Here is a 22,377-nt window from a genome sequence, read left to right as displayed (position 1 = left end):
AAGATGCTCGATAAAATAACAACCTAGCAGGCTGTCGGGTTGGGGGGTACCTGCTTTCGGTGATCTGGGGTAAGCATTGAGGATGAGCAGGTTCATCCCGTTTGACCGATCGCAGCCGTATCTTCTGCCGCCGGATCTGAAATCGTGGCTGCCGGCGGACGATGTGGCGCATTTTATTGTGGCGGCGGTGGAGCGGGTGCCGCTGGGGGCGTTCTCAGTACCTCGGCGGACGGGCGGCAAGGCGCAGTATCATCCGCGCCTGATGCTGGGGCTGCTGATTTACGCCTATGCGAACGGCGTATTCTCATCGCGTCGGATCGAACGGGCGACGCATCGCGACATCGGCATGCGCTTTGTCGCGGCGAACCTGCATCCTGACCACGACACGATCGCGACGTTCCGGCGCGGCAACCGCGCGGCGATCGAGGCGGCGTTCCTGCACGTGCTGGAGTTGGCACGCGAGATGGGGCTGGTGCGGCTTGGCACGGTGTCGATCGACGGCACGAAGATCGATGCCAACGCCTCGAAATACCGTTCCATTCGCTATGATCGCGCGAAAGAACTGCGCGAGATGCTGGCCACCGATATTGCCGGCCTGATGGAGCGGGCCGAGGCGGCGGATGCGACCGACACGGACAACCAGGCCCTGCCGGACGAACTGGCCCGCCGGGAGACCCTGAAGGCCAAGCTGGATGAAGCCTGTGCGCGGCTGGAAGCGGAAGCCCGCGAGCGGGCCGAGGCCGCCCGGCCCGAATACGAACGCAAGAAGGCGGCCTTTGATGCGAAGCAGGGACGATGCGGCCGCCCGCCGAAAGAGCCGGACGACGAACCGCCCCCTGACCGGCAGATCAATCTGACCGATCCGGACAGCAAGCTGATGCGCCGTTCCGACGCGCATGAATACCGGCAAGCCTATAACGCCCAGGCCGTGGTCTGTGCCGAGGGCAGCCAGTTGATCCTGGAACATAGGGTTGTCGCGACCACGGCAGACGCGCCCAGCTTCGCCGATACGATCCTGGGTATGGAAGAGCGGATCGGCCTGCCACGAACCGTCCTCGCCGATACGGGCTTTGCCAGCCGCAAAGCCGTCGAGGCGTTGCAGGCCAGGGGTGTGGACCCTCTGGTCGCCATCGGGCGTCCCGTCGATCGGCGCCCCTATGACTTCCGGCCAGAGCCACCCCCCAAAGAACCGCGCCGGATCACCGAGCCATGGCGCCTGAAAATGAAGGCCAGACTGCAACAGGACCCGGAAAAAGCCCTCTACGCCTTACGCAAGCAGACCGTCGAACCGGTCTTCGGCATCATCAAGAGCGCTATGGGCTTCACCCGCTTCCACCTCCGCGGTCTCGCCAACGCCGCAACCGAATGGACCCTCGTCGCCCTCGCATATAATTGCCGAAGAATCGCGCGGTTGACGGCTGCGTAAACGCCGTCAACTCCTCCAGCCTCACCACCGCAGCACCCAACCCGACAGCCTGCTAGGCCGATCGGATTCCAGGCACTGACGGCCACACCGGGCATCGCGCCGCTATCCGCCCTGACCGTGAAGTCCAGCAGGGCGTCCAGCCGCATCCCGCGCATATCGACGAGCATGACATGCGCTTGCAGACAGCTCTTCCCGGCGCCGAAGCCGACCAGTGTCCTGCCCGAGAAATTCTTATGAGAATTTCTCGGATCAGCAGGCCACTCAAATATTGATTCCCGCGTCCAGGCATTGCCGGGACTGCAATCTGGAGACGTCGACGACAAGGGCGAGTTCCCGGCCCGCTTCATGTGGCGGCGCCTCATCGCCCGAAGCTGGATGCGCGGCGATATGGGCTTTCCGCAGGCTTTGGACGAGTCCGGCCACAAGCGCGCTCATGGTGCTGTCCATCGCGCCCGCATTTGCCGATGTCGGGACCACACGCGACGTGACGTCCACCGCGACAGGGGCGACCGGCCGGACATCCCGCGCCGTCGCCGGCCCATCGACATGGGCCCCCGCGCAGCCGGACAACACGATCAGGGCACCGCCCGCCGCCGTCACGCGTATCTGCGCCGCCCACGTCTCCGGCAATGAGGGGCGACGTTCGGCCGAAATCATGGCACGGGATAGACATAGACCGGGGGACGCACCACCACCGGCGCGGGATAGATGACGGGACGCGGCACGACATAGGCGGGATAGGCGTAATAGGGCGGATAAGCATAGGGCGGGTGGCTCGCGGCCGCGCCCACGGCCGTACCCAGGGCCGCGCCCGCGGCGACACCGGCCGCCACGGCACCCACGCCCCAATGAGGGCGGTAGCAGCATGGTCCGGCGCCCCGCGTATGCACCGTCACGCCGCCGCGCGGCCCCCAATATGTTGCCGTCGCCGCCTGCGCCGACGCGACCGACAGCACAGTTGCAACGGCTGCGGCCGAGAGGCCGGACTTCGGAAAACGATCGAACATCGTGTTTGTCTCCAGAAGAAAGTGGACACGCGGCACGGCGTGCCCGCTCAGGATTGCGGCTGCCAATCGGCGGGCGTGAGATAACCCTTGTGATCGTCATCCATTTGGAAAAAGCGTTCCTCCAGGCGGGCTTTCTGCTGGTCCGGATCCATCCGGCCGAACATCGCCGCACGCATCCCGCCCGACGCGGCAATCCGTGCGCGGGCGAAAGCCTCGAATTCGTCTCGCGAAATCCGTCCGTCCCGATTGGTGTCCGCCGCCCGGAAGCTCGCGAGACGCCTGTCCTGCTGCGGGTCCCGCGACTGCGCCCGCGCGGCTCCGGCCAACGCGTTCATGGCCAACATGACCACGCCACAGATCGCGACGAATCCGCCCAGGTACGAAAGAGTCCGAAACATCGTCATCTGGTCCTCCGACGCTGTATCCGATCCGTGATACGGAGCCGCCGCGTCGATGCGACGGCGGTTCTCGTTTTTTATTCACGGCGCGGGGTAGAGGACCGCCGGCGGCGGATAGACGATCGCAGGCGGCGGCATGTAGGCCACGGGCGGCGGCGGCAATTGCTCGCCATTGCCGACCATGCATTGCGCATAAGCGCCGTCATAACGATGCTGGAAACTCTGCGCGGTCTGCCGCCCGCGCGCAGCGCCGAGCACGGAACCCAGCAGCAACCCGCTGCCGGCGCCGATCGCGGCGCCACGGCCCGCGTTCCCCGACGCGCTGCCCAGCAGCGCGCCGGACGCCGCGCCGATCCCCGTGCCGAGCGCCGCGCTGCGCAGCCCGCTGGACGCCTCCCCTTGGGATGGCGACAGGCCGGTCTGCGTCTGGGCATAGATCCGGCACTGCGCATCGTGCTGCTGGAAAATCGCGAAGCTCTCGCCAGGGCGGGGCATGATCGTGAAACTTGGCCCAGGCGGCAAGGAGGGCGCGCAACCCGATAAAAGCAGTCCGCATCCCAGCAAAGCGACAGGCAGCGGCGATTTTGTCCCGGAGCGGACACGCGAATGACGATGCGACATAAGGGAGAAATCCGTCGGTCTGGTGAATGCAGAAGGGCGGCCTGGCTGCAGGCCGCCCTTCTGCTACGGACCGACGGCGGACTTCCCCCTAGTCAGGAGCTGGAAAAAATCCGTTTTCCGATGCGGCGCGCTGTTGACGAGCGTACGGCGCCCCTCGGGTGACAGGTGCGATATGGCTTCGACCAGCGCATCGCTGAAATCGCCGACGAACCCGTTCCATGCGGCCTGCCACCGCGCCATCGCCGCCCGCGTCGCCGCCGCATCGAAATGGGGGGCGAGGAGTTGATTGTCGATATCCGCCCGCGCCCGCGCCAGGTTTTCATGGGCTTGGACATAGCGTGGCGCGTCCTGCCACAGGACCGAACGGAACGCCGCCGCATCCGCCGGCGACAGATGCTCGGTTGCGTTCTGCAGGAAGGTGGCCAGCGCCGTCGCCTGATGCGCGCCCTCGGTGCGATGGCGCAGATATTGCCCGCCGACGACCGCCGCGAGGAACAGGTTCAGCAACACGGACCCGGCCAGGACCCATCGGCGGACGCGCCGCCCGTCATGCGGCATGTTCGTCATACGCCGCCTCCCAGCGGGGCGACCAGCAGGGCGTTGAACAGGCCGACAGGGGCGCCGCCGGCCTGTATCCAGCCCAGCCACAATCCGCCGGCCACCACCACGCCGCCGCCGAACATCATGGCCGTCCAGCGGACGGCCAGGACACCGTTCTCCGCCGCGACACGCCCCGGAACCAGGCCGGGCAAGCGCCACCCGAACCGCGCGCCCGGCCCGCGTTTCGGCGTCGCTTCCGCGGCAATCCGCCCCGCCACGCCGGCCCGCAGCCGCGTCACGGCAGCCTCGGGATCCTCATGAGCCGCCCGCTGGGCAAACAGGCTCGCCTCTTCCTCGAAAGCACGCGCGATAAGGTCATCCACGTCCCGTTGCGCCGCCAGGATCCCGCGCGCCGTCGCGGACATTTTCAGCAGGGCCTGCGCATCCTGCCGTTCGGATTCGGGCCAGCGCGCCAGCACGGCGCCGTAGGTTTCCGCCAGCACACTGAAACGTTCAGGATTCATCATGGTCGCTCATCCTTTGTTCAGGGCGTTTCCGTCCGCGGTACCGCACGGCGCCAGCCGCGTGCGCAACAGCGCCCGCCCGCGCGCCAGCAGCCGCTCCACCGCCTTGGCGGAAAGGCCGAGACGCCGCGCGGCTTCCGCGCCCGACAGACCCTCGTCATAGACCAGGGACATGGCGGCGCGCTGGCGGACGGGAAGCGCGCGCAGCGCCTCGACAAGGGCGCGCCGCTCCTGTCGGGCCGCGAGCTGGCTGTCGGCGGCGGGGCTGTCGTCGATCATGTCGAAATCATCGGGCAGCGGGTCCATGCGTCTGCGGCGGCGCAGATCGATACTCAGGTTGACGATGACACGGTACAGCCAGGTCGTGAACTGCGCACGCGCGCCATCGAAGTGCCGCACATGGGTCCAGGCGCGGACGAATGCGTCCTGGACAAGGTCTTCCGCCGTTTCCGCATGACCCGTGAAGCGAATCGCCGTCCGCAGCGCATAGGCGCCATGACGGGCGACGATCAGGTCGAAGGCATGGCGGTCGCCGTCCCCCGACCATCGAAGCAGTTCATCGTCCGACGCCGTCGCATATCTCCGGCTCTCGCCCGGCATCCCCTGCTTCCTTGCCTGTTGTCCGCGCCATGTCGAGAATTCCGGAGACCGGCCATCGATCGCACGGAGGGCGCGCCATCCCGTCATGTGTCCCCGCCATATCATCCGTTCGGCCATGATACGCGGCGCGGGGCTCGATCCCCCTCGGACCTCATCGAACTCGCTCGGGCCCACGCGGAAAGAAAAGGAAAATACGACGGAAGCACGGCGGGACGGGGGGCTGGCCGCATCGGATCGTAACAGGGACATGAACCATCTCTCAGCCCCGCGCCGGCCCGGCCGATCGTCCCGTATGGGGATCGCGCCCCTTCTGGTCGCGCTTCCGCTCTGCGCCTGCGGCAGCGCCCATGTGCAGCATGTCCAGCCCGGCGCGGTCGTGCCGTTCGCCGCCCTGCCGCCGCCGCCGGTTCTGTTCGTCACGGTCTCGGGACCGGGGACCGGCGGCCAAGCTACGCCGACCCTCGCCACAGCAACCCTGGCCACAGCAACCCTGGCGGCCGACCTGGTCACCGAACTGCGCAGAGCGGGTGCTCCGGCGGCACTCCTGATGGCTGGAGACTCGGCGCCGGACATGCCCGTCCTGCGCGTCGTCCTCATGCGCGCCGATCCAGGCGACGCGATGGAACGGACCGTCATCGGGTTCGGCGCGGGGCGCTCGGAACTCCTGGCGCATATCCGCCTCGACGATCCCCGCCGTGTCGACCGGCGGCCGGCAATCGCCTTCGACGTGCAGGCCGACAGCGGCCGCAAGCCCGGCCTGATCGTCCCGGCGGCCGTGACCCTCGGCACGGCGATGCCGATCCACATGGCGATCGGCGGAACGCTGGACCTGCTGCTCGGACGGCGCCATGGCCTCGACGCCGACATGGCGGACGCCGCCAAGGCCATCACCCGGGAAGTCCGGGCCAGCTACGTGGCCGAGGGCTGGAGCCTGCCCGCGTGAGGCTGCCGCGTTCCCTGCGGAGCCAGATGGCGCTCATCCTCGGATCGAGCGGCGTGGCGACGCTGGTGCTGGCGGCGGGCATCTTTGTCTCCTTCCATGTGAAGGATTCCGGCGTTCCGCTTGGACCGTGGCCGGATGCGCTTGCCATCTCCAGCGCGATCCGCGCCATCGAGGCGACGCCCCAGGCCGCGCGCGGCGCGGTGGCCGGCTCGCTCGCGACGCCCGGACTCGGTATCGTCAGCGGCGCTTCCGTGCCCTGTCCGGTCCTTTCCGACGCGCTGGCGACGCGGGCACTCCGGCGCGCGCTCTACACGGTGATCGCGCATGACCGGCGGGTGCCGCTGGTCACGAACTGCGCCGCCGACGGGTGGCGGCATGGGGCCTCGCATGTGGTGTTCGAAGACCAGCGGGTCACGTTCATTGTCCGCAACTACGCCCATGTCAGCCGCACCGGGATCGTTCTCGCGACCCTGCCCCTGGCGCTTTGGCTGGGAACGATCACGCTCGGTATCGGCGTGCTCGTGTCCTGGTCGGCCTGGTCTGTCGGGCGCCCCCTGGGACGGCTGGCCGAAGCCGCCGAACGCTTCGGCGCCCGGGACGATTCCGATCCGCTGGAAGAAAGCGGACCGTCGGAGATCCGCCTGGCCATCCGGGCCTTCAATCTGATGCAGTCGCGCCTGACGCGATCGGCGGAGGAAAGACGACGCCTGCTCATGGCGGTCGGCCACGATCTGCGTACGCCGCTGACCCGTATGGCCATGCGCATCGAACTGGCGGACGACGAGTCCGGCAGGGCCGGCATGACCCGCGATATCGACCTCATGGCGCGCATGCTCGATAACGCGATGGCGCTGTTCAAGGGATATGACGAGAACGAGGCATGGCAGGACATCGATCTCGGCACGATGGCCGCGGATGTCTGCCGATCCTTCGCCGAGGTCGGTCGCGACGTGCGCTATCAGGGGGCATCGGGACCGCTCTGCTCCTGCCAGCCGCTCGGCATCACGCGCGTCATCGGCAATTTGATCGACAATGGATGCCGTCATGGCACCGCCGTGACGGTCGATGTCCGCGGCGGCGGCGACTGGGCTCGTCTCGAAGTCGCGGATGACGGACCGGGCATCCCCGCCTGCCGGCGTGACGCGGCGCTCCTGCCGTTTTCCCGGCTACATGCCCATGCCGATTCCGATGCCGGGCATGACGCCCATTTCGGCCTCGGCCTCTCGATCGTCGCCGATATCGTGCGCCGGCATGGCGGTACGCTGGATCTGCGCGACGCCCAGCCCAGCGGATTGCGGGTCATCATCCATCTGCCGATAAAAGGACCCTCGGCGACGTCATGGCGATGACACCGCATCGAGGCGAAAGCGCAGAGAGCGCGGCCTCCCGCCCCCCATCGCCATGCCCCTTTTACCCCTCCGGCACCGCCGTCTCCCTCCCCGTCGCGACGTCCCGCGCCCGCCCGCGCCGGACGATCCGCACCGCCGTCACCAGGCCCAGCGCCGGCGCGGCCGCGAAGACGGCGAACAGCCAGAACGCGGCCGCCGCCGTGCCCGCCACCCCGCCCGGCACGCTCAACCCGGCCAGGTTGGCCACCATCCCCGCCAGCGCCGCCGCCAGGGCGGTGGCGAACAGTTGCAGGCTGGTCAGCGATGACGCCGCCAGGTCGCGCTGATGGGCCGGCGCCGCCTGCAATGCGCGGGTCAGCAGGTGCGGCCAGGCCAGCCCGACCCCGAACCCCACCGACATCAGCGCCAGGCAGATCGGCAGCAGCACGTCCCGCCCTCCGGCCGAGGGCGCGGGCACCAGAATCGCCAGCGCCGCCATCCCCGCCAGCCCCAGCAACGGCGCGGCGATCAGCGCGCGGGACGTCGCCGGCCCGCGCATGCCGGCACTGGCGACCGATCCGACCGACCAGGCCCCCGACATCAGCGCCGCCAGATACCCCGCGACCAGCGGCGATCGTCCCTGCAATCTCTGCAGAAACAGCGGGGCGAAGATCTCGCTGGTGGTCACCGTCACCGCCAGCAGCGACATCATCGCATACAACGCGTTCAATTTCGTCCCCGGCCGCAGCGCCCCCGTGGGAAACAGGCGCGGCCCGCCGCCCTCTCCCGCCTCCAGCCGCACCAGCCACGCGGCCAGCAGCCCGAACCCCGCCAGCCCCGCCAGGTTCCAGCCCGGCCGGCTGCCGACGCTGCCCGCCGACACCGCCATCACCATGGTGGTCAGCAGCAGGACCCGCCGCCAGGCCAGCGGCGACGGCGCCGGCACGCGGGCATCGCGCGGCAGCACGGACGCCGCCAGCCCCACGAACAGCCCGGTCACCGGCACCAGCGACCAGAACGCCGCCCGCCACGCCCCCCATTCGGCGAACAGGCCGCCGACCGCCGGGCCGACCAGGGTCGCCGCCCCCCACATCGCCGAAACCAGCCCCATGGCCCGCGGCCACAGCGCCTCGGCGAAGACCAGGCGAATCATCGCATAGGACAGCGCCAGCAGAATGCCGCCGCCCAACCCCTGCGCGCAGCGCCCCGCCAGCAGCACCGGCATCGCGGGCGCCAGGCCGCACGCCAGCGATCCGGCCGCGAACAGCGCGGCGGCGAACCCGTACGCGCCCCGCACGCCCGCCCGCCCCAGCAGCCCACCCGACAGCGACGCCCCCAGGATCGACGCCGCGACGAACAGGGTCGTGCTCCAGGCGTAATAATCCAGGCCCCCGATATCCCGCACCACCGAAGGCAGGATGGTCGTGGCGATATAAAGATTGACCGCATGCAGCGCCACGCCGCCGGCCAGCACCAGGGTCCGCGGCGCATTGCCGCCGGAAAACAGCGCGCCCCAGCGGGCAGGCGCGGCGCTCATCGCCCGGCCGCCCGCCACCCGGAACGAAGGGGATGGCGGCGAAGGGGCAGACAAGAAAACATGGCGGCGTCCATCGCCCGAACTCCCCTGCGGCCGGCCATCCCGGCCGCGCCCCGCTTGCAACCGCGACCGACCCTGCTATTTTCAAAGCATATACTTTGTTTATTAGGCTCCCAATCGCCATGTCAAGCCACCCGCCGGACGCCGCGGCACCCGCCCGCCCCGCCACCGAACGGCTCCTGATGCTGCTGAAGATGCGCGGCCCGCTGACGGCGGCCGAACTCGGCCAGGCCATCGGCACGACCGGCGAGAACGCGCGCCAGCATCTGGCACGGCTGAAACAGGACGGGCTGGTCGAAACCCGCACCGAACCGCGCGGCGTGGGGCGCCCCGCGCAGACCTGGCACCTGACCGACGCCGCCCGGCGGCATTTCCCCGACACCCATGCCGAACTGACGGCCGGTCTGCTGCGCCTCCTGCACGACATGGGCGGGCCCGACCTGCTGAACCGCCTGATCGCGGCGCGGGAGGCCGAAACCCGCGCCGCCTATCGCCGCGAACTGGACGGCATCCACGGCCTCGCCGCGCGCATCGCCGCCCTGGCGGCCATCCGCTCGCGCGAGGGCTACATGGCCGAATGGCACGCCGAGGCCGGGGGGCATTTCCTGCTGATCGAAAATCACTGCCCGATCTGCGCCGCCGCCACCGCCTGCGCCGGCTTCTGCCGGGCAGAGCACGACATCTTCCAGGACGTGCTGGGCCCCACGGTCGTCGTCGAACGGCGCGACCACATCCCCTCCGGCGCCCGGCGCTGCGCCTACCGCATCCGCCCGGCCGGAGCCCCGACATAAAAAACACCATAAAAAAATCGACAAAAAGCAGGGCCGCCGTCACATCCGGCCGCGCTGTCCCGTCTTGATCCCGTAACCCATCAGCACGGGAGAGTCCCATGACCCAACGACTGGACTACGCCAAGGCCGCCCCCAGGACCATGGCCGCCCTGTTCGCCCTCGAACGCGCGGTCACCACCAGCGGGCTGGAACGCAGCCTGATCGAACTGGTGAAGACCAGGGCGTCGCAGATCAATGGCTGCGCCTTCTGCATCGACATGCACACGCGCGACGCCCGCCGCGCCGGCGAGAGCGAGGCCCGCCTCTACCTGCTGTCCGCCTGGCGCGAGGCCCCGCATTACACGCCCCGCGAACGCGCGGCCCTGGCCTGGACCGAAACCCTGACCCGCATCGCCACCGACGGCGCGCCGGATGCGGTGTACCAGGCGCTGAACCCCCATTTCACCGACACGGAAAAGGTCGATCTCACCCTGCTGATCTGCACCATCAACAGTTGGAACCGCATCGCGATCGGCTTCGCCGTCGCCCCGCCGCCGGAGACCGCCTCCTGACCGCCCCCGATCCCGATCCCGATCCCGATCCCGACGGTCTCGGCCCCTTTCTGGCCCACCGCGCCGAAATGATCGGCCTGGCCTATCGCATGACCGGCTCCCTGGCCCTGGCCGAGGACGTGGCGCAGGATGCGTTCCTGCGCTGGCGGGCGGCCGACCGGGCGGCGGTACGCGACGCCCGCTCCGTCCTGCTGACCATCGCCGCCCGCCTGTGCCTCGACCAGTTGCGCTCGGCCCGGGCGCGGCGCGAACATTATGTCGGCGTCTGGCTGCCCGAACCCGTGATCGACGACGACGCCGCACCGCAGGAGGCCGCCCTGGCGCGGCGGCAGGATCTCTCGGTCGCCATCCTGCTGGCGCTGCAGCGCCTCTCGCCGGTCGAACGCGCGATCGTCATCCTGCATGACGTGTTCGACCTGCCCTTCGCCGAAATCGCCCCGATGGTGGGCCGTAGCGCCACGGCCTGCCGCAAGGCCGCCGGCCGCGCACGCGCACGCCTGCACGACACCCCCATGCCCGACACCACCGCGCCCGACACCATCATGCCCAACACCATCACGCTCGACACCGCCGGCGCCGCCCGATTGACCGACGCCTTCTACAGGGCGGTACAGCAGGGCGATATCGACACGCTGCGCACGCTGCTGGCCGAGGACGCCGTGGCCTATACCGATGGGGGCGGCCTGCGTCCGGCCGCCCTCAATCCCATCCGGGGGCGGGAGAAGCTGCTGCGCCTGTTCGCCGGCCTGGCCGCCAGGAAACCGGGACCGGCGAAGCTGCTCTATCGCGGGCCGGTCAACGCCCTGCCGGGCTACGTGACGCAAGAAGCCGACGGGCTGCCCCAGACCACGGCACTGGAGTGGCGCAACGAGGGGCACGGCAGCCGGATCGCCACGATCTATATTGTCCGCAATCCGCAAAAACTGGGCCATCTCGCCGCCATAGCCCCTATTCCGTGGGCCTTTATTCCGTGGGCCCCTATTCCGTGACGGGGGTCAGGATCACCAGCTTATGGTCCGGATGGCCGGCCGGAACCAGCGTCGCCTGGACATAGGACACGGTCCCGTCCAGCGGATGATGGAAACGCCGCCGCCCGCCGGCCCGCGGCAGCACCGCATGGCCGCGCCACAGCCGGGCGAAATCCGGGCTTTCGCCATGCAGCCGGTCCAGCATCGCCACGATCGACGCATCCTCCGACAGCCGCGCCATCTCGGCCCGGAATTCGGCCAGGATGCGCCGAGCGCTCTCCTCCCAGTCATCCAGGAAACCCCGCGCCCCCGGGTCCAGGAACACATAGCGCAGCAGGTTCGGTTCCGCCCCGCCGATCCAGGCCGCGAACAGCCGCCGCGCCGCGTCGTTCGCGGCCCTGACCGACCAGGACCGGTCCAGCAGATAGGCCGGCACCAGGACCAGTCCGGGCAAGGCCAGCAATTCGGGCGGCACGCACGGCGCGGCGCCGGCATCGAGCGGGCGCGGATCGGTCTGCCGCGCCAGTTCGAACAGATAGGCCCGCTCGGCCCGCGACAGGCGCAGCGCCTCGGCCAGCCGCGCCAGGGTCGCCGCCGAACAGGCGACCGGCCGCCCCTGCTCCAGCCAGGTGTACCAGGTCGTACTGATCCCGCAGAGCTGCGCCGCCTCCTCGCGCCGCAACCCTGGCGTGCGGCGACGGCCCGGCATCGGATACATCCCCGCGTCGGCGGGCGACAGGGCCTCGCGCCGCGCACGCAAAAACGCCCCCAGCGCCCGGCGCGGATCGGATGGCGGCATTGCGGCACGAAGCGTCATGGTGGTTTTCATACCCGTATAAATTTGGATCTTATACCCGATTATACGCCATACCATCCTGCCTGCGCCGCCGGACAGCCGATCCGGGCACAACCACGCAGGAGCCCCCCATGACCGAGACGCACCAGGATTTCACCGCCGAACGATACGGCCCCCGCGCTGCCGAGTACGTGGCCAGCGCGGTCCATGCCGATGGCGCCGACCTGGACCAGATCGAACGATCCGTCGCCGGCCGGGGGCTGGAAACCGTGCTGGACCTGGGCTGCGGCGGCGGCCATGTCAGCTACCGCGCCGCCCCCCATGTCGGCCAGGTCACGGCCTGCGACATCACGCCGGACATGCTGGACGCCGTGGCGCGCACCGCCGCCACACGGGGCCTGGCCAACATCGTCACGCGGCAGGCGGCGGCCGAATCCCTGCCCTTCGCCGACGCCCGGTTCGACGCCGTGCTGTGCCGGTTTTCCACTCATCACTGGCGCGACATGGAATCCGGACTGCGCCAGGCCCGCCGGGTGCTGAAACCCGGCGGCTTCGCCATCTTCGCCGACGTCGTCGCCCCCGCCGATCCGCTGTGCGACAGTTGGTTGCAAACCCTGGAACTGCTGCGCGACATCACGCATGTGCGGGACTACGCCATCGCCGAATGGGTGGCCGCCTGCGGCCGCGCCGGCTTCGCCGTGCAGGCCGTCACCCCGCGCCGGCTGCGCATGGACTTCGCCGACTGGGTCGCGCGCACCCGCGCGCCCCAGGCGCGGATCACCGCCATCCGCGCCTTGCAGCAGGACGCACCGGAAAGTGTACGCCGCCATTTCGCGATCGAGGCCGACGGCAGCTTCCTGCTGGATACCGCCAGTTTCGTACTCGCGCCCCACGCGGCCTGACCCGCGCCCAGGCCGGCACGCCTGCGGACACGTCCGGCGGAGATAGAGCCGGTAGGGCCCTGCAAACCAGTGCATCAGCCCGTGCGATGCCTTGGCTTGAAATCAGGTCCGCGCGATGACCCGGCCCAGGAAGCCTTCCATCAAGCCGGCAATTTCAACCGCATGCGTTTCCAGCGCGAAATGCCCGGTATCGAGCAGATGCACGTCCGCATTCGGGTTGTCGCGGCGGAATGCTTCCGCGCCCGGCGGCAGGAAGAACGGGTCATGTCGGCCCCAGGCGGCCAGGACAGGCGGCTTGCGGGTCCGGAAATAATCCTGGAACGCGGGATAGAGCCCAACATTGCTGGCATAATTCAGGAACAGATCGAGCTGGATCTCGTCATTGTCCGGACGGGTCAGCAGCGCATGGTCCAGCGTGTAGGATTCCGGCGCCACCTTTGATTCGTCGGGCACCCCATGCACGTACTGCCACTTCGTCCCCTCGAAGGTCAGCAGAAAACGGATGGCGTCGCGATTTTCCTGTGTCGGGTCGGTCCAGTAGGTGCGGATCGGCGCCCAACCGTCGCTCAATCCCTCTTCGTAGGCATTGCCGTTCTGTGAGATGATCGCCGTAACCCGCTCCGGCCGGCTCAAGGCCACGCGGAAGCCGACGGGTGCGCCGTAGTCGAACACATAGATCGCATAACGCGTCAGGCCGATCGCATCGACGAAGCCTTCGATGGTGCGGGCCAGATTGTCGAACGTATAGGCATAGTCGCCGCGCGCGGGCGCCTGGGTAAAGCCGAAGCCCGGCAGATCCGGCGCGACCAGGTGGAACCGTTCGGCCAGTAGCGGGATCAGGTCACGGAACATATGCGACGAACTGGGAAAACCGTGCAGCAGCAGCAGGGTCGGGTGCGCGGGGTTGCCAGCCTCGCGATAGAAGACCGAAACGTCGTTCACCTGGGCATGGCGGAAGCGGGTGCGGATGGGCGGGTGCATTAATGTGGTCCTGTCAGTCGTGACGGGCGGTATTGCCGTGCCCTGACGGTAATCTGTTGCCGATTTCGGGTGAATTTATGCAGAATGGAAGTCAGTTTTGCATAGATCGGAACAATCATGGATCGGATCGACGCCATGCGCGTCTTCGTCGCGGCTCTTGATGAAGGCAGTCTGGCCGGCGCCGGCCGGACAGCCTTGCCTTCCTCATAGCCCAGATGCGCGGTCAACTCCGCACCGAGCATACGCTCCATGAGCCGAATCTTCAGCTCCTTCAGCAGCCCGGCGTCTCCGAGCAGATCTTCAGCACGTTCCACGCCTGTCAGCAATTCGTCCAGGAGTTCCTTCGAGATGGTCATTCATGCTTCCTTTCGGTGAAGCATGGACCAGATCACTCATACACAGAAGATCGGACACTCTCTGACGCTTCGACTTCAACCTTGGCGGCGTCCATGTCAGAGGTGGGCGGGTTCGGCTTTCTCGGGCTCGGCGCGTCCGATGCCGTCACTGCACGGCAGGTGATCCGGAAAGTACAGGCGCGGACCGCGCGACCGTTCGGCGTCAACCTGCTTCCTGCTTCCTGCGTCGCGCGACGCGCTGACCACAGCTCCACAGCTCCACAGCTCCACAGCTCCACAGCTCCACAGCTCCACAGCTCCACAGCTCCACAGCTCCACAGCATGCTCGATTACCTGAAATTAGGCCAGGAAAATTGAAACGATTTCGTCGGATCTCACACTTTATCGCCTGCATGGCCATCGCTCTATCGAACGAGTTTCGCGATCACGTCAGCCAGTGGCGTCGGGCCTTTAATTGCCGAAGCACCGTTATCAGCGAAATCGATCCACCCCTCATTGAAGCCGTCGAGCATGCGGATGCGGGGCAGAGGGTGGTTCATGCCTTGTAATGTGAAGAGTTCCTCCCAGGTCGATCTCTGCACGACTTCGACGCGGACGGACCGGCCGAGTGCCGTCGCAAAGGCCGATGCCACGTCATTGGGTGACACTCGCACAGGACCTTCCAACTCGACGACACGTGCGCCATCCCAATCCTGCACAAGCAGCTCTGCCGCGGTGGATCCGACATCCTGCGTCGCCACCATGGGGAAGCGCTTGTCGGCGGGCTGCAAGAAGGAGTGCAAAATGCCCTCGCGAGCCGAGGCCACGTCCCACAACGCATTCTCCATGAACCAACCCGGCCGCAGGAAGGTGACAGGAAGTCCTAGCGCGCCGACCGCCTCCTCCATCAACGTACGCTGAGACAGGAGGTTGTCGTGCGGCGCATCGGCACCGATGGTCGATAGGCAGAGGATCTTCTTGGGTTTGGCGGCTTTGAGCGCAGCGGTCACCGCATCAATGACGATCCTGGCTTCGGGATAGCCTGGCGCCGGATCGAACTCCGAAGGCGGAAGGATGAAAACGCCTTCTACCCCTTCAAATCCAGCCGCTAGCCGCGCCGGTTCCTCCATTCCCGCAAAGGCGATCTGGCAGCCTTGCGCTGCCCAAGGACCTGCTTTCGTAGCGTCACGGAGTACGGCGCGCACCGCATGTCCCTCCGCCAGCAGCTTGCGCGCGAGCGCGCCGCCCACTTTGCCAGTGATACCCGTGATTGCGTACATGATGTCACTCCCAAGAAATTAGTCGGAAAAGGAGCGTGGCCAGGCGAGGGCCGCCCGGGGGCCGCGCTCGAAGGTGCCGTAAAGGGCAGCGATCTTCGGGTCGTGGAAGGGTAGGGCCTAAGTGAAGGGAACGCCGATACCTACCCAAAGCTCTTGCGACAGTGGCTGCGATGCGGCGGCCCGACCGCCATTAAGCGCTGCGCCAGCGGCCGGAAGTTCTCCGCCGGCCAACAGGGCTCTGCGCGATACGTCCTTCATTCCACCCTCATCGAAGCAACCAGGATGGGTCCATCTACGCCGCTATGGATGGTGAGGCCAGAGCATTAATATCAAAGTTATAGTGACTCAGAATCATTGTTGTGGCATGCGGATGCATGCTCAGATTGAACTGCTGCAGGGAGCCCAGGATTGACGTTCGATACGCGATTGCTGACCGGGGCGGGCGTTCTCGCGGCCGTGACGGATACTGGGAACTTCGCGCGAGCCGCGAAGATGCTGGGGTTGACGCCCTCCGGTGTCAGTCGAGCAGTTGCGCGGCTAGAAGCGCGCATCGGCGTCCGCCTTTTCGATCGCAATGCGCGAGATGTCGTGCTGACTGAGGAAGGGCTGCGCTTTCATGCCCAGGTCATGCCGCTTCTCGCTGGGCTCGAAGAGGCTGCTGCCCAGGCGGCCGGCACCGCGGTGCTGATAAACGGCCGCCTTCGTGTCTCTGTCGATCCGTGGTTCGCACGCACGGTGCTGGCGTCGCGTATGCAGGAGTTTCTCGCCCGGTACCCATTGTTGTCCGTCGATCTGACGACCAGTAATTATCGTGAGGAGATGATGGCCGGGATCGACGTGGCTGTGCGCTTTGGGCCGCCGGATACGTCATCCCTGATCGCGCGACAGATGCTTGAGGTGCCGGTACTGACTTGCGCGTCGCCCGCCTATCTCGAGAAGCACGGCATGCCGGCGACGCCTCATGATCTCGAGCACCACGAAGTCCTGCTGTTTCGCGATCCCCAGACCGGCCGCCCGTTTTCATGGGAATTCCACCGGGGCGGCAAGGTTATCGAAATCCAGACCCCGACGGGTCGGTTCATGACCGATGACCCGTCAGCGGCTCTCTCTGCCTGCATCGCGGGTCAGGGGATCTTCCAGAGTCTTGGGATTGGCATGGCACCCTTTTTCGCACGAGGTGAACTCGTGCAGATTCTAGCCGATTGGTCCGACGAGCGATATCCGCTCATTGCCTATCACCCGTCTCGGCATCTTCCCCCTGCCAAGGTTCGGGCGTTTCTTGACTTCGTCCGCGAGATTTCGGCCGGCGCGACGGCGCTATATTGAGGCCGATCGTAAGCTCGTGACGAAAAAGCGCTCTCGGATAACGAAGCCTAGTTTTTTGTATAGCGCGATAGCACCCTCATTGTCCTCGAACACATGCAGGAACGGGATCAGATCACGTTCCCTGATCGCGCGCGCAAGCTGCATCATCAGGCAAGCGGCATAGCCTTTGCCTCGGTATGCCGGGTCAACGCACACAGCGCTGATCTCCACGAAGCGATCGAATCGCATCCGTTCGCCGGCCATCGCAGCCAGCACCCCGTCGAAACGAAAACCGATATAGCGGCCCAACTCGATCGTCCGCGGGCCAAACGGGCCGGGCTTGGTGCGAGCGGCGAGGTCCATCATCTCCGCCACGTCCGACTGTCTCAGATCAACATAGTCGGGGCCGGGCGGAACACTGACCTGTGCCGTTTCCAGAACCATCTGCAGGATCGGCTTCTGCATTTCGACCGTCAGACCGGATGGCGGGACGAGGGCATCCATCGTCTCCAGCACAACCCGCCCGTTGCGGGCGACAAGCTTCACCAGGGAAGCAAAGGATGCGTCGGATCGGTCCGCGATGGCCCCAAAGGGGGCAACGTCGGGCAGATAGCACTTTGCCCGTGGGCCTCCTTCGGCCAGCGCCCGATTGCCCGATGTCAGAGCCGCCCATACCGGGGCATCAAGGGGCTCCTGCCTCGTTACCTGTTTCTCAACCGGTGCTGCCGCCCGCGCCATTGGGAGATTCGTCACGGTGTCCTCGAAGCTCGGAAGAAATTCCGGAGATCGCGGTGGCCAGATCTAAGAGGCATGGCCGAGAATCGCGGCCGCGAACACCAAGGTGGCGCCGACGCCGACAACAAAGACGAGCGTCCTTACGACGGGTATGCCGGCTGCATAGACGAGGTAATGGACAATCCTCGCGCCAAAATAGATCTTGGCCGCGATGACCGTTGCCGGCGTGTGCACGCCCAGGAGCGTCGCGACGATGACCAGCGGTGCGAATACAACCAGATTCTCGGTGGCATTGGCGTGGGCACGTCTTGCTCGCTCGGCCCATGCCGGGTCGGCGGTATATGATGGATCGGGGTTGCGCAACGCCGGCATGAGGCCACGCGTCAAAACCCGGGCGATCGTATGGGGAATCCACATCAACACGGTCAGACACGCGATCAGCACAAGGAAATAGAGTTCTGGCGTGAGTTGCATCGTGTCACTTCATCATTCGTCAGAGGCCTGCGCATCCTGCATGCGCCACTAGCCCGTACCGTAGATTTTCCACGACGCTTAGGCTACGGTCGTATGTGACAATCTCCGGGTCATTTGCGACATGCGACTTGCTATCCTCGCGCTCGAGGGCGTTTTCGACACGGGGTTGGCGGTGTTGCTGGACACCATCGCGGCGGCGAATGAGTTGGCCGTGATGCAAGGTATCGCCCGCCCACCGTTCGAAGCACGGGTCGTCGGCTTGCAGGAGCAGGTCCGCACTGGTCTCGGCCTGACGGTGACTGTCGAGCTGCTGCACCGCGTGCGCAGACCTGACTGGGTCGTTGTGCCAGCGCTCAACGCCAAGCAGCCGCAGCAACTGCTCCGGGCCTTGGATCGCGAGGACGTCCTGCAGACGGCCATACAGCTTCGCGCCTGGCACGCACGCGGTGCGGGCATTGCGGCGGCTTGCATTGGAACATTCCTGCTCGCCGAATCCGGGCTTCTCGACGGTCATGAGGCGACCACGACCTGGTCGCTTGCACCACTATTTCGACAACGCTACCCGCGCGTCCGTCTCGACGATACACGTATGATAGCCGCCTCCGGCCGAATCGTGACGGCAGGGGCGGCGATGGGACATTTGGATCTCGCCCTGTGGCTCATGCGCCAGACGAGCCCCGAATTGGCTGCGCTTGTCGCGCGGTTCATGCTGATCGACCGACGCCCCTCACAAGCCAGATACATCATCCCGGATTTTCTGGCGCACGCCGATCCGTTGATCGAGCAATTCGAACGATGGGCGCGCGAGCACCTGACCTCGGGCTTTTCGCTGCAGGCCGCGGCGAAAGCCCTAGCTGTTACGCCGCGCACGCTGCAACGCCGCACCGAGGCCGTGCTCGGCAAGTCCCCACTTGCCTTCTTCCAGGACCTGCGGGTCGAACGGGCGCAGCATCTGATCTCGTTAGGGCAGGACCTCGATCATATTGCGAGTGAAGTCGGGTACGATGATACGGGGACTCTGCGGAACCTGTTGCGTAGGCGGCTCGGCCGAGGGGTTCGAGAGTTACGCGCCGAGGAGTAGACCCCCTGGCTATCCTGTGGAAGCGATGTGCTGAAACTCCATGGGTGTTGGGTCTGGGTGACGTTCAAATGGTTGCCAGTGCTGTAGAAAGCTCGACTATTTCCTCAACCGAGAACATCCTCGAACGGGGTCAGGCAGCGTTGCTCAGTTCTATTCTCCAGGCAGAACCCTCCACCCTCGTCTCAGCGATAGGCCTCTGTTAGTGCGTCAAATTCAGCTTTGAGATTTGGCGAGAGATCATAGTCTACGGCCGCCAGCGTATCGGTCAGCTGCGCCGTCCTGCTTGCCCCGAGGATGACGGACGTTATCGTCGGATTGGCCAAGATCCATGCAATCGCCATTGTCGGCATGGATGTATTCTGGCCGTCAGCTAGACTGCGGAGCTCGTCGATCGTGTCGAACTCGCGCTGGTGCCAGTAGCGGTCTCGGTACATCGCACCAAACCGCCCGACCTCGGCTGAGAATCGCCCTTGCTCAGGGTTGTCGTCCCGTTTGTATTTACCGGTGAGAAGGCCGCCGGCCAGGGGGTTGAACGGTATTACAGCGATGTTCTCTTCTTTTGCCAGCGGCAGCAATTCGCGCTCGATGTCCCGAGTCAGAAGGTTATACCGCGGCTGGACGGATACGAACCGCGCGAGCCGCAGCATGTCCTGGCGCCCGATCGCTCGTGCCAGACGATATGCCAGGAAATTCGATACGCCGATGTAGCGTGCCTTTCCCGACCGAACAATGATGTCGAGGGCTTCGACTGTCTCGTCCAACGGTGTGTCCGCGTCATCCCGATGTAATTGATAAAGATCGATATAATCCGTGTTCAGACGCCGCAACGACTCATCGATCGCAGAAAGCAGATGCTTGCGAGAGCAACCTTGGTCCCAAGGGAAGGGGCCCATGGGCCAGCCGGCCTTCGTGCCGATGATGAATTGCCCCCGCCTGTCCTTCAGCCAACGGCCTGTGATTTCTTCAGCCCGGCCGACCTCTGCCAGTTCCATGACGCCCGGATAAATGTCGGCGGTATCGATGAAGTTCACACCGGCATCAGCGGCGGCATCCAGAACGCGGAACGCTTCGGCTTCGTCAGTCTGTTTCCCAAACGTGCCGGTGCCGATGCACAGCCGCGACACTTGAAGCCCCGTGCCGCCAAGCTTTCTAAATTGCATGAATTCTACTCCTTGAAGTCCGCGCCAGCTGTCAGAGATCGCAAAGCCCAGGTTGCGAGCATTATCAGCGCCCGTCCCAGCGGCGAAAGAGAACGCTCGCGTTGACGCCGCCAAAGCCGAAGCCGTTTGAGATCGCGTATTGGAAATCCCAGGGTCGCGCCGTCGGGCCGACAATATTGAGACCCGTAGCGAGCGGATCGGGGTCGATCAGGTTGAGCGTTGGTGGCACCACTCGGTCGTGAAGAGCCTTGATAGTGAAGATCGCCTCGACCCCGCCTGCCGCGCCGAGCATGTGACCCGTGGCCGACTTGGTCGCGCTGATCGCCAGTCCGGGCTTTGGCCCGAAGATGCTTTTAATTGCAGCGATCTCGCTGCGGTCCCCGACCGGCGTGGATGTCGCATGCGCATTAAGGTGGCGCACCAGGGACGGCTCGATATCCGCCTGCCTCAAGGCGGCAAGCATTGCCCGTGCGGCACCGCTGCCGTCTTCCGGGCCAGCAGTGAGATGATACGCGTCTGCGCTGGTCCCGTAGCCGACGAGTTCGGCCAGGGGTGGCGCACCGCGATGTAAGGCGTGATGCAAGGACTCAATCACGAGGATGCCGGCGCCTTCGCCCATTACAAAGCCATCACGCCCGGCATCGAAGGGACGCGAGGCACTGGCGGGCTTGTCATTATACCCCGTCGAGAGTGCCCGCGCTGCCGCGAACCCGGCGTTTGCCAATTTTCTCGATGAAATCATTGGTGCCGGCAAAAATGCCTTCACGATGATCCCGAGCCACCTCATCCAGGTGTTGGGCTAGAAAGCGGCTCTCGACGCCCCGGACCAGTCGGCAAAATAAGTCGGCCGAAGATGGGCAACTGGGATTCCCGCCCAGTTGAACACCTGTTCCGAGAGCCAGTGCTGAAGCGCCGCATTGCTCTTCGCGTCCGAACGCGATGACTTCTGCGACATGTTGACGATAAACTCTGCCTTAACCTCGCGGGCAGCTTGAGCAAACTGTGCCGAGGCTTGCGTGACGCCGGGGTAGATCGGATACACGAAGTAGGCCCGTTGCATGCCCGCGAAGGCTTTGCGCGCGGCCTGGAAATCGAGAAGGTCGCCGACCATCACTTCGGCGCCGACGGCTGCCAGCTTATGCGACCGCTCATCTTCGCGGTGGACGAAGGCACGAACGGGATAACCAAGATCAAGGAGTTGCTGGACGGTGGACGCTCCGGTGGAACCCGTGGCGCCGGTTACAAGGATTGCCGGCTTCATGCTGCGGCACCCTCTTCCGCGGCGCGGAGCGCGACCTCTAGCTCGCGCCCGTTGGATGCCCAGAGAAGTTCGACCTGCAGCGCCATGGCGTCCGGGAAGATGTACGATTGGCTCTCGGCAATGCCCTGAATGATTTTCGCGGCAACCACCTCAGGCTGCTCCTTTGCGAGAGGGATGCCCTTTGCCAAATCCGTGTCTACCGGGCCTGGATAGATGCCGAGGACGGTGATGCCCGACTTGGCCAGTGTGCCGCGCAGACTTTGAGTGAACGACTGAAGGGCGGCTTTGGACGCTGAATAGCCGGCCAGAAGTGGCACGGGCGCCAGTCCGACGATGCTGACCACGTTGGCGATCGTGCCCGAACCCCGTGACGTGAACTGCGGCAGGAAAGCGCGTGTGACACGAAGCGTACCATAGAAATTCGTGTTCATGTCGGCTTCGATCACGTCCTGGGCGCTGTCGATCCAGTTGCCGTAGGCCATAGTGCCGGCATTGTTGATGAGGATATCGACATCCTTCGCCGCGTGAATGGCGTTCGCGACGGATGTGTCGCTCGTCACATCGAGCTGCAGCGGAACCACGCGACTGTCGCCGAAGTGTGGCAGTGAATCAGCACGGCGCGCCGTGGCATAGACCTTGGCGACATTCGATTTGAGGAGTTCGCGCGTGATTGCCGCTCCGATCCCGCGGTTGGCGCCTGTGACCAAGGCGACTTTGTTCTGATAAGACATCGGGAGCCCTTTTCTGATTTCGGGTATTTTGGCAGGCGGTAA

The 22,377-nt window shown here is 65.9% G+C and carries 28 protein-coding genes; 10 read left to right on the top strand and 18 right to left on the bottom strand.

The genetic code is table 11. The annotated features are described in order from the left end of the window. The first annotated feature begins 82 nt into the window (after nucleotides 1-82). Nucleotides 83-1,426 carry an IS1182 family transposase gene (locus AAC691_RS18015; protein WP_342627943.1) on the top strand — a complete coding sequence of 448 codons (1,344 nt, stop codon included), beginning with the start codon at nucleotides 83-85 and terminating at the stop codon, nucleotides 1,424-1,426. Nucleotides 1,427-1,687: 261 nt separating this feature from the next. On the opposite strand, the gene AAC691_RS18010 is transcribed toward AAC691_RS18015, so the two are convergent. The 7 genes from AAC691_RS18010 to AAC691_RS17980 all read right to left on the bottom strand — a co-directional run bounded on the left by AAC691_RS18010 (nucleotide 1,688) and on the right by AAC691_RS17980 (nucleotide 5,116). Further along, nucleotides 1,688-2,026, bottom strand: a complete 339-nt coding sequence (locus tag AAC691_RS18010; protein WP_342627942.1) for a hypothetical protein — start codon at nucleotides 2,024-2,026, stop codon at nucleotides 1,688-1,690. Nucleotides 2,027-2,079: 53 nt separating this feature from the next. Next, entirely contained in the window at nucleotides 2,080-2,433 is a 354-nt protein-coding gene (locus AAC691_RS18005; protein WP_342627941.1) for a hypothetical protein, read from the bottom strand. Between the two features lie 47 nt (nucleotides 2,434-2,480). Beyond that, complete coding sequence (locus AAC691_RS18000; protein WP_342627940.1) at nucleotides 2,481-2,837, bottom strand: EF-hand domain-containing protein; 357 nt, start codon at nucleotides 2,835-2,837, stop codon at nucleotides 2,481-2,483. A gap of 75 nt (nucleotides 2,838-2,912) precedes the next feature. Further along, nucleotides 2,913-3,326: a glycine zipper family protein gene (locus AAC691_RS17995; protein WP_323989870.1), complete on the bottom strand. Its 414-nt coding sequence runs from the start codon at nucleotides 3,324-3,326 to the stop codon at nucleotides 2,913-2,915. 189 nt (nucleotides 3,327-3,515) lie between these two features. Next, nucleotides 3,516-4,019 carry a periplasmic heavy metal sensor gene (locus tag AAC691_RS17990; protein ID WP_342627939.1) on the bottom strand — a complete coding sequence of 168 codons (504 nt, stop codon included), beginning with the start codon at nucleotides 4,017-4,019 and terminating at the stop codon, nucleotides 3,516-3,518. Continuing rightward, complete coding sequence (locus tag AAC691_RS17985; protein WP_342627938.1) at nucleotides 4,016-4,519, bottom strand: hypothetical protein; 504 nt, start codon at nucleotides 4,517-4,519, stop codon at nucleotides 4,016-4,018. Before AAC691_RS17985 ends, AAC691_RS17990 begins: the two co-directional genes overlap by 4 nt. A 6-nt stretch (nucleotides 4,520-4,525) precedes the next feature. Continuing rightward, on the bottom strand, nucleotides 4,526-5,116 hold the full coding sequence (locus tag AAC691_RS17980; protein ID WP_342627937.1) for a sigma-70 family RNA polymerase sigma factor: 591 nt from the start codon (nucleotides 5,114-5,116) through the stop codon (nucleotides 4,526-4,528). Nucleotides 5,117-5,363: 247 nt separating this feature from the next. Here AAC691_RS17980 and AAC691_RS17975 point away from each other — a divergent pair, with 247 nt between their 5' ends. Together AAC691_RS17975 and AAC691_RS17970 are read left to right on the top strand one after the other, a co-directional pair. Beyond that, a complete protein-coding gene (locus AAC691_RS17975; RefSeq protein ID WP_342627936.1) occupies nucleotides 5,364-6,059 on the top strand; it encodes a DUF4410 domain-containing protein in 696 nt (231 codons plus the stop codon). A 26-nt stretch (nucleotides 6,060-6,085) separates the two neighbouring features. Continuing rightward, nucleotides 6,086-7,408, top strand: coding sequence for an ATP-binding protein (locus tag AAC691_RS17970; protein WP_342627935.1), 1,323 nt, complete (start codon nucleotides 6,086-6,088; stop codon nucleotides 7,406-7,408). Nucleotides 7,409-7,469: 61 nt separating this feature from the next. Here AAC691_RS17970 and AAC691_RS17965 read toward each other — a convergent pair whose 3' ends face one another. Beyond that, nucleotides 7,470-8,924, bottom strand: a complete 1,455-nt coding sequence (locus AAC691_RS17965; protein WP_342627934.1) for an MFS transporter — start codon at nucleotides 8,922-8,924, stop codon at nucleotides 7,470-7,472. Nucleotides 8,925-9,106: 182 nt separating this feature from the next. Between AAC691_RS17965 and AAC691_RS17960 the strand changes: the two genes are divergently transcribed. From AAC691_RS17960 to sigJ, 3 genes are all read left to right on the top strand, one after another. Further along, the gene (locus tag AAC691_RS17960) at nucleotides 9,107-9,775 is read left to right on the top strand and encodes a helix-turn-helix transcriptional regulator (RefSeq protein WP_408906014.1); all 669 of its coding nucleotides are present in this window, start codon (nucleotides 9,107-9,109) and stop codon (nucleotides 9,773-9,775) included. Between the two features lie 98 nt (nucleotides 9,776-9,873). Further along, nucleotides 9,874-10,326, top strand: a complete 453-nt coding sequence (locus tag AAC691_RS17955; RefSeq protein ID WP_342627932.1) for a carboxymuconolactone decarboxylase family protein — start codon at nucleotides 9,874-9,876, stop codon at nucleotides 10,324-10,326. After that, nucleotides 10,269-11,315 (top strand): RNA polymerase sigma factor SigJ, encoded by a 1,047-nt coding sequence (gene sigJ / locus AAC691_RS17950; RefSeq protein WP_342627931.1) that lies wholly within the window; start codon nucleotides 10,269-10,271, stop codon nucleotides 11,313-11,315. Before AAC691_RS17955 ends, sigJ begins: the two co-directional genes overlap by 58 nt. On the opposite strand, the gene AAC691_RS17945 is transcribed toward sigJ, so the two are convergent. After that, on the bottom strand, nucleotides 11,305-12,111 hold the full coding sequence (locus AAC691_RS17945; RefSeq protein WP_342627930.1) for a helix-turn-helix transcriptional regulator: 807 nt from the start codon (nucleotides 12,109-12,111) through the stop codon (nucleotides 11,305-11,307). The genes sigJ and AAC691_RS17945 overlap by 11 nt on opposite strands. A gap of 110 nt (nucleotides 12,112-12,221) precedes the next feature. On the opposite strand from AAC691_RS17945, the gene AAC691_RS17940 reads away from it, so the two are divergent. Then, the gene (locus tag AAC691_RS17940) at nucleotides 12,222-12,992 is read left to right on the top strand and encodes a class I SAM-dependent methyltransferase (protein WP_342627929.1); all 771 of its coding nucleotides are present in this window, start codon (nucleotides 12,222-12,224) and stop codon (nucleotides 12,990-12,992) included. A 102-nt stretch (nucleotides 12,993-13,094) separates the two neighbouring features. Here AAC691_RS17940 and AAC691_RS17935 read toward each other — a convergent pair whose 3' ends face one another. Further along, nucleotides 13,095-13,973, bottom strand: a complete 879-nt coding sequence (locus AAC691_RS17935; RefSeq protein WP_342627928.1) for an alpha/beta hydrolase — start codon at nucleotides 13,971-13,973, stop codon at nucleotides 13,095-13,097. Further along, nucleotides 13,973-14,329 (bottom strand): hypothetical protein, encoded by a 357-nt coding sequence (locus AAC691_RS17930; RefSeq protein WP_342627927.1) that lies wholly within the window; start codon nucleotides 14,327-14,329, stop codon nucleotides 13,973-13,975. Before AAC691_RS17930 ends, AAC691_RS17935 begins: the two co-directional genes overlap by 1 nt. 15 nt (nucleotides 14,330-14,344) lie before the next feature. On the opposite strand from AAC691_RS17930, the gene AAC691_RS22375 reads away from it, so the two are divergent. After that, nucleotides 14,345-14,686, top strand: coding sequence for a nitronate monooxygenase (locus AAC691_RS22375; RefSeq protein ID WP_408906013.1), 342 nt, complete (start codon nucleotides 14,345-14,347; stop codon nucleotides 14,684-14,686). A 47-nt stretch (nucleotides 14,687-14,733) separates the two neighbouring features. Here AAC691_RS22375 and AAC691_RS17925 read toward each other — a convergent pair whose 3' ends face one another. Further along, nucleotides 14,734-15,588 carry an NmrA family NAD(P)-binding protein gene (locus tag AAC691_RS17925; protein ID WP_342627926.1) on the bottom strand — a complete coding sequence of 285 codons (855 nt, stop codon included), beginning with the start codon at nucleotides 15,586-15,588 and terminating at the stop codon, nucleotides 14,734-14,736. A gap of 408 nt (nucleotides 15,589-15,996) precedes the next feature. Between AAC691_RS17925 and AAC691_RS17920 the strand changes: the two genes are divergently transcribed. Next, nucleotides 15,997-16,914: a LysR family transcriptional regulator gene (locus tag AAC691_RS17920; RefSeq protein ID WP_342627925.1), complete on the top strand. Its 918-nt coding sequence runs from the start codon at nucleotides 15,997-15,999 to the stop codon at nucleotides 16,912-16,914. Here the strand turns inward: AAC691_RS17920 and AAC691_RS17915 are convergent. Both AAC691_RS17915 and AAC691_RS17910 read right to left on the bottom strand, forming a co-directional pair. After that, nucleotides 16,906-17,631 (bottom strand): GNAT family N-acetyltransferase, encoded by a 726-nt coding sequence (locus AAC691_RS17915; RefSeq protein WP_342627924.1) that lies wholly within the window; start codon nucleotides 17,629-17,631, stop codon nucleotides 16,906-16,908. The genes AAC691_RS17920 and AAC691_RS17915 overlap by 9 nt on opposite strands. A 63-nt stretch (nucleotides 17,632-17,694) precedes the next feature. Next, complete coding sequence (locus tag AAC691_RS17910) at nucleotides 17,695-18,102, bottom strand: MAPEG family protein (protein WP_342627923.1); 408 nt, start codon at nucleotides 18,100-18,102, stop codon at nucleotides 17,695-17,697. 121 nt (nucleotides 18,103-18,223) lie between these two features. Here AAC691_RS17910 and AAC691_RS17905 point away from each other — a divergent pair, with 121 nt between their 5' ends. Beyond that, nucleotides 18,224-19,183 carry a helix-turn-helix domain-containing protein gene (locus tag AAC691_RS17905; RefSeq protein WP_342627922.1) on the top strand — a complete coding sequence of 320 codons (960 nt, stop codon included), beginning with the start codon at nucleotides 18,224-18,226 and terminating at the stop codon, nucleotides 19,181-19,183. A 182-nt stretch (nucleotides 19,184-19,365) separates the two neighbouring features. Here AAC691_RS17905 and AAC691_RS17900 read toward each other — a convergent pair whose 3' ends face one another. The 4 genes from AAC691_RS17900 to AAC691_RS17885 all read right to left on the bottom strand — a co-directional run bounded on the left by AAC691_RS17900 (nucleotide 19,366) and on the right by AAC691_RS17885 (nucleotide 22,335). Further along, entirely contained in the window at nucleotides 19,366-20,343 is a 978-nt protein-coding gene (locus AAC691_RS17900; protein ID WP_342627921.1) for an aldo/keto reductase, read from the bottom strand. A gap of 64 nt (nucleotides 20,344-20,407) precedes the next feature. Then, the gene (locus tag AAC691_RS17895) at nucleotides 20,408-21,109 is read right to left on the bottom strand and encodes a beta-ketoacyl synthase N-terminal-like domain-containing protein (protein ID WP_342627920.1); all 702 of its coding nucleotides are present in this window, start codon (nucleotides 21,107-21,109) and stop codon (nucleotides 20,408-20,410) included. 33 nt (nucleotides 21,110-21,142) lie between these two features. Next, nucleotides 21,143-21,604 (bottom strand): NmrA family NAD(P)-binding protein, encoded by a 462-nt coding sequence (locus tag AAC691_RS17890; RefSeq protein WP_342627919.1) that lies wholly within the window; start codon nucleotides 21,602-21,604, stop codon nucleotides 21,143-21,145. Then, complete coding sequence (locus AAC691_RS17885; RefSeq protein ID WP_342627918.1) at nucleotides 21,601-22,335, bottom strand: SDR family NAD(P)-dependent oxidoreductase; 735 nt, start codon at nucleotides 22,333-22,335, stop codon at nucleotides 21,601-21,603. The genes AAC691_RS17890 and AAC691_RS17885 overlap by 4 nt, the downstream gene beginning before the upstream one ends. Between the last annotated feature and the right edge of the window lie 42 nt (nucleotides 22,336-22,377).

The sequence above is a fragment of the Nguyenibacter vanlangensis genome (genome assembly GCF_038719015.1).
Lineage (GTDB): Bacteria > Pseudomonadota > Alphaproteobacteria > Acetobacterales > Acetobacteraceae > Gluconacetobacter > Gluconacetobacter vanlangensis.
The sequence above is the reverse complement of the archived record's forward strand: the minus strand, read 5'-3'. Positions and strand labels throughout refer to the sequence as shown.

Excerpts from the sequence above, each read along its gene's own strand:
- AAC691_RS18015 (WP_342627943.1), top strand. The coding sequence starts at position 83 with ATGAGCAGGTTCATCCCGTTTGACCGATCGCAGCCGTATCTTCTGCCG.
- AAC691_RS18005 (WP_342627941.1), bottom strand. The coding sequence starts at position 2,433 with ATGTTCGATCGTTTTCCGAAGTCCGGCCTCTCGGCCGCAGCCGTTGCA.
- AAC691_RS18000 (WP_342627940.1), bottom strand. The coding sequence starts at position 2,837 with ATGACGATGTTTCGGACTCTTTCGTACCTGGGCGGATTCGTCGCGATC.
- AAC691_RS17995 (WP_323989870.1), bottom strand. The coding sequence starts at position 3,326 with ATGCCCCGCCCTGGCGAGAGCTTCGCGATTTTCCAGCAGCACGATGCG.
- AAC691_RS17990 (WP_342627939.1), bottom strand. The coding sequence starts at position 4,019 with ATGACGAACATGCCGCATGACGGGCGGCGCGTCCGCCGATGGGTCCTG.
- AAC691_RS17985 (WP_342627938.1), bottom strand. The coding sequence starts at position 4,519 with ATGATGAATCCTGAACGTTTCAGTGTGCTGGCGGAAACCTACGGCGCC.
- AAC691_RS17980 (WP_342627937.1), bottom strand. The coding sequence starts at position 5,116 with ATGCCGGGCGAGAGCCGGAGATATGCGACGGCGTCGGACGATGAACTG.
- AAC691_RS17975 (WP_342627936.1), top strand. The coding sequence starts at position 5,364 with ATGAACCATCTCTCAGCCCCGCGCCGGCCCGGCCGATCGTCCCGTATG.
- AAC691_RS17970 (WP_342627935.1), top strand. The coding sequence starts at position 6,086 with ATGGCGCTCATCCTCGGATCGAGCGGCGTGGCGACGCTGGTGCTGGCG.
- AAC691_RS17965 (WP_342627934.1), bottom strand. The coding sequence starts at position 8,924 with ATGAGCGCCGCGCCTGCCCGCTGGGGCGCGCTGTTTTCCGGCGGCAAT.
- AAC691_RS17960 (WP_408906014.1), top strand. The coding sequence starts at position 9,107 with ATGTCAAGCCACCCGCCGGACGCCGCGGCACCCGCCCGCCCCGCCACC.
- AAC691_RS17955 (WP_342627932.1), top strand. The coding sequence starts at position 9,874 with ATGACCCAACGACTGGACTACGCCAAGGCCGCCCCCAGGACCATGGCC.
- AAC691_RS17945 (WP_342627930.1), bottom strand. The coding sequence starts at position 12,111 with ATGACGCTTCGTGCCGCAATGCCGCCATCCGATCCGCGCCGGGCGCTG.
- AAC691_RS17940 (WP_342627929.1), top strand. The coding sequence starts at position 12,222 with ATGACCGAGACGCACCAGGATTTCACCGCCGAACGATACGGCCCCCGC.
- AAC691_RS17935 (WP_342627928.1), bottom strand. The coding sequence starts at position 13,973 with ATGCACCCGCCCATCCGCACCCGCTTCCGCCATGCCCAGGTGAACGAC.
- AAC691_RS17930 (WP_342627927.1), bottom strand. The coding sequence starts at position 14,329 with ATGACCATCTCGAAGGAACTCCTGGACGAATTGCTGACAGGCGTGGAA.
- AAC691_RS17925 (WP_342627926.1), bottom strand. The coding sequence starts at position 15,588 with ATGTACGCAATCACGGGTATCACTGGCAAAGTGGGCGGCGCGCTCGCG.
- AAC691_RS17915 (WP_342627924.1), bottom strand. The coding sequence starts at position 17,631 with ATGGCGCGGGCGGCAGCACCGGTTGAGAAACAGGTAACGAGGCAGGAG.
- AAC691_RS17910 (WP_342627923.1), bottom strand. The coding sequence starts at position 18,102 with ATGCAACTCACGCCAGAACTCTATTTCCTTGTGCTGATCGCGTGTCTG.
- AAC691_RS17905 (WP_342627922.1), top strand. The coding sequence starts at position 18,224 with ATGCGACTTGCTATCCTCGCGCTCGAGGGCGTTTTCGACACGGGGTTG.
- AAC691_RS17900 (WP_342627921.1), bottom strand. The coding sequence starts at position 20,343 with ATGCAATTTAGAAAGCTTGGCGGCACGGGGCTTCAAGTGTCGCGGCTG.
- AAC691_RS17890 (WP_342627919.1), bottom strand. The coding sequence starts at position 21,604 with ATGAAGCCGGCAATCCTTGTAACCGGCGCCACGGGTTCCACCGGAGCG.
- AAC691_RS17885 (WP_342627918.1), bottom strand. The coding sequence starts at position 22,335 with ATGTCTTATCAGAACAAAGTCGCCTTGGTCACAGGCGCCAACCGCGGG.